The organism is Bradyrhizobium pachyrhizi, from assembly GCF_001189245.1.
Lineage (GTDB): Bacteria > Pseudomonadota > Alphaproteobacteria > Rhizobiales > Xanthobacteraceae > Bradyrhizobium > Bradyrhizobium pachyrhizi.
Genome location: NZ_LFIQ01000100.1, coordinates 91777 through 95792, shown reverse-complemented (window position 1 = coordinate 95792; position 4016 = coordinate 91777). Strand labels below are relative to the sequence as shown.

The window sequence follows — 4016 nt, the reverse complement described above, 5'->3', positions numbered from 1 at the left end:
GCCCGGCACAAGGCCGGGCATGACGAGTTTCACGGGCGGGCCGACGGCAGTCGGCGATGCTAAGACGCCACCGGCTCGCCGATCTTGTCCTGCGTCTTCGTTTCGAAATCGCTGGCGTCGTGGCGCTCATGGAGCTGGCTCGACGGCCCGCCCCAGGTGCGGTTGACCATGCGGCCGCGCTTCACCGCCGGCCGTGCCGCAATCGCGTCGGTCCAGCGCTGCACGTTCTTGTAGTCCTGCACCGAGAGGAATTCGCCGCCGCCATAAAGTAGGCCCTTGGCGAGGCTGCCGTACCACGGCCACACCGCCATGTCGGCGATGGTGTAGACATCGCCCGCGAGATATTCGTTGTCGGCGAGCCGGCGGTCGAGCACGTCGAGCTGGCGCTTCACCTCCATCGCAAAGCGGTCGATGGCGTATTCGATCTTGGTCGGCGCATAGGCGTAGAAATGCCCGAAGCCGCCGCCGAGATAGGGCGCCGCGCCCATCTGCCAGAACAGCCAGGAGAAGGTTTCGGCACGGGACTTGACGTCGGTCGGCAGGAACGCGCCGAATTTTTCAGCCAGATAAACCAGGATCGAGCCCGACTCGAATACCCTGATGGGCTCCTTCCCGCTGCGGTCCATCAGCGCCGGGATCTTCGAGTTCGGATTGACCGCGACGAAGCCGCTGCCGAACTGATTGCCGTCGATCTTGATCAGCCAGGCGTCGTATTCCGCGGCCTTGTGACCCGCCGCCAGCAACTCTTCCAGCATCACGGTGACCTTCACGCCGTTCGGCGTCGCCAGCGAGTAGAGTTGCAGCGGATGGCGGCCGACCGGCAGTTCCTTGTCGTGGGTGGGACCCGCGATCGGCCGGTTGATGCTGGCGAAGCGCCCGCCGCTCTCCTTGTTCCAGGTCCAGACTTTCGGCGGCTCGTAGGCAGGAATGTCATTCACGTCGTTGGCTCCCGATTCATGTTCTTGCCAGGTGGCGCGGCGGCCGCCGTGCCCATCCCCATGTCCGCACTAGATGGTGGGCTCGCTCGGCTTTGCCCAGCCCGCGCCATCGCATTTTCTACCTTGCGGAATGCGCTGCGAGCGATGCAGCCAAGCCGCGCGTGCACGCAAGACCGCCGGTGCCGAAACCCGCTTGGCTTAGCCGACCGTGATGCGCTAGCGTTGCAGGGGCTGACGCCAACAAGCACAAGAAGCAGCCGCCGGGAGAGAACCAGTCCATGAAATCACCGATCTGCGACATGCTGGGGATAGACTTCCCCCTGCTCGCCTTCAGCCATTGCCGCGACGTGGTGGCGGCGGTCAGCCGCGCCGGCGGCTTCGGCGTGCTCGGCGCGACCGCGCATTCGCCGGAGACGCTGGAGCAGGAGTTGAAGTGGATCGACGCGCATGTCGACGGCAAGCCCTATGGCATCGACGTGCTGATCCCGGAAAACATCTCGACCGCGGGCGAGAAGAACGTCACCTGGAAGAGCCTCGAAGCGCGCGTCTCGCAGGAGCATCGCGACTTCACCCGCAATCTCTTGAAGAAATACGACATCGAGCTGACCAGCCGCAACGTCGCCGACAACCAGCCGCAGCCGTTCGATGCCGAGACCGCGCTGCAACTGCTCGAGGTCTCGTTCCGGCATCCGATCCGGCTGATCGCGAATGCGCTCGGCGTGCCGCCGAAGGCGATGATCGAGATGGGCCGCAAGCATGGTGTGCCGGTGGCGGCATTGGTCGGCTCCAAGGAGCACGCGCTGCGCCAGGTCGCAGCGGGCGTCGATATCCTCGTCGCGCAGGGCACCGAGGCCGGCGGCCATTGCGGCGAGGTCTCGACCATGGTGCTGGTGCCCGAGGTGATCAAGGCGGTCAAAAGAATCCGCGACGTCCCGGTGCTCGCCGCCGGCGGCATCATGACCGGCAGCCAGATGGCGGCCTGCATGGCGATGGGCGCGGCCGGCGCCTGGACCGGTTCGGTGTGGCTGGCCACGGTGGAATCGGAGACCTCGGAGATCTTCCGCGAGAAGATGATCGCGGCCTCCTCGCGCGACGCGATCCGCTCCAAGGGCCGCACCGGCAAGCCGGCGCGGCAGCTCCGCTCGGTATGGACCGACGCCTGGGACCGCTCGCCGGAAAGCCCCGGCGCGCTGCCGATGCCGCTGCAAAGCATCATCAGCCGCGACGCCTTCAACGCCATCGACCGCGCCGCGGCCGGCGGTAACGAAAAGGCCCGCGATCTCGTCACTTATTTCGTCGGCCAGGGCGTCGGCCTGGTCGACAGCGTCAAGTCGGCCGGCGCCGTGGTGCAGGAGTTCAAGGAAGAGTTCGTCGAGGCCGTCGAGCACATGAATGCGCTGGTGGCGGAGTGACGATTCCTCCCCGTCATTGCGAGCGAAGCGAAGCAATCCATCTCACCCAGCGGAAGTATGGATTGCTTCGTCGCTTTGCTCCTCGCAATGACGCCAATAATAACCATCGAGTCCAAGACCGCAGAGTGAAACAACAAGAATGTCGAACAGCATCCCCGAAGACCGCATTCCCGTCATCGTCGGCGTAGGCGAAATTGTCGATCGTCCGAAGGACATCACCGCCGGCCTCGAGCCGCTCACGCTGCTGGAGGAGGCGCTGAAGCGCGCCGAAGCCGACAGCGGCGCCAGGCTACTGTCCGACGTGCAGTCGCTCGACGTCGTCAACTTCCTGAGCTGGCGCTACCGCGATCCCGAGAAGCAGCTGGCGCAGCGGCTCGGCATTGCGCCGGCGCATCTCTATTACGGTCCGGTCGGCGGCGAGAGCCCGATCCGCTATCTGCATGAGGCCGCGCAACGCATCGCGCGCGGCGAATGCAGCGTTGCCGCGGTCTGCGGCGCGGAGGCGCAGTCGACCGCGACCAAGGCGCAGCGCGCCGGCGTGGAGCTGCCGTGGACGCCGTTCGCGCACGACGTGGAGGAGCCGAAGCGCGGCGCCGCGTTCCAGAAGCCTATGGCCGTGAGCCTCGGCGTGTTCAGGCCGATCACGGTCTATCCGCTCTATGAGTCCGCAACATCGGCGCATTGGGGCCAGACGCCGCGCGAGGCGCTGAAGGAGTCCGGCGAGCTGTGGTCGACCTACGCCCGCGTCGCCGCCGAAAATCCGAACTCGTGGCTGAAGAAGACGTTCACCGGCGACGAGATCACCACGGCCACGCCCGACAACCGGATGATTGCCTGGCCGTATACAAAGCTGATGGTGGCGAACCCGACGGTGAACATGGGCGGCGCGCTGATCCTGACCAGCCTCGCAAAAGCGCGCGCGGCCGGCGTGCCGGAGGACAAGCTGATCTATCCGCTCGGCGGCGCCTCGGCGGAAGAGCCGCGCGACTACCTGATCCGCGACCAGTTCGTCGAAAGCCACGCGCAGACCGCGGTGCTGAAGGCGGTGATGGATCTCGTCGGCGGCGACGGCAAGAAGTTCGACGCGATCGAGCTCTATAGCTGCTTCCCCTGCGTGCCGAAGATGGCGCGCCGGACGCTCGGCCTCGGGCCCGACGTGCAGCCGACCGTGACGGGTGGTCTGACGTTCTTCGGCGCGCCGCTCAACACCTACATGACGCACTCGGCCTGCGCGATGGTGCGCAAATTGAGAAGCGGCGGCACGCTCGGCCTGCTCTACGGCCAGGGCGGCTTCGTCACCAAGCATCATGGCCTCGTGCTGTCGCGCGCGGCGCCGAACGTCGCGCTCAAGCAGGACACCAGCGTTCAGGCGGAGGCCGACCGCAACAGGCGCAACGTGCCCGACTTCACCGCAGAGGCAGCGGGCAAAGGCAAGGTCGAGGCTTTCACCGTGATCTATCGCGGCAATGGCGAGGTCGAGCACGGCGTCACCATGCTGCGCACCGAGGACGGCCGCCGCACGCTCGGCCGCATCCCGGCAAGCGACACGGCGACGCTGGCCTATCTGCAGGACATGGACCGCACGCCGGTCGGCACCACGGGCAACATCGTCACCGCCGGCGATGGCATGCTGGAATGGCGGGTCGGGTAGGTCTCAAAGCTCGCT

At 66.3% G+C, this 4016-nt stretch carries 3 protein-coding genes; 2 read left to right on the top strand and 1 reads right to left on the bottom strand.

Annotated features, from left to right (window positions below; genetic code table 11):
- Window positions 1-59: 59 nt before the first annotated feature.
- The gene (yghU, locus tag AKL29_RS25365) at window positions 60-938 is read right to left on the bottom strand and encodes a glutathione-dependent disulfide-bond oxidoreductase (RefSeq protein ID WP_050386046.1); all 879 of its coding nucleotides are present in this window, start codon (window positions 936-938) and stop codon (window positions 60-62) included.
- 278 nt (window positions 939-1216) lie between these two features.
- On the opposite strand from yghU, the gene AKL29_RS25360 reads away from it, so the two are divergent.
- Together AKL29_RS25360 and AKL29_RS25355 are read left to right on the top strand one after the other, a co-directional pair.
- Window positions 1217-2350, top strand: coding sequence for a nitronate monooxygenase (locus tag AKL29_RS25360; protein ID WP_050386045.1), 1134 nt, complete (start codon window positions 1217-1219; stop codon window positions 2348-2350).
- A 139-nt stretch (window positions 2351-2489) separates the two neighbouring features.
- A complete protein-coding gene (locus tag AKL29_RS25355) occupies window positions 2490-4001 on the top strand; it encodes an acetyl-CoA acetyltransferase (protein WP_050386044.1) in 1512 nt (503 codons plus the stop codon).
- The last annotated feature ends 15 nt before the right edge of the window (window positions 4002-4016 follow it).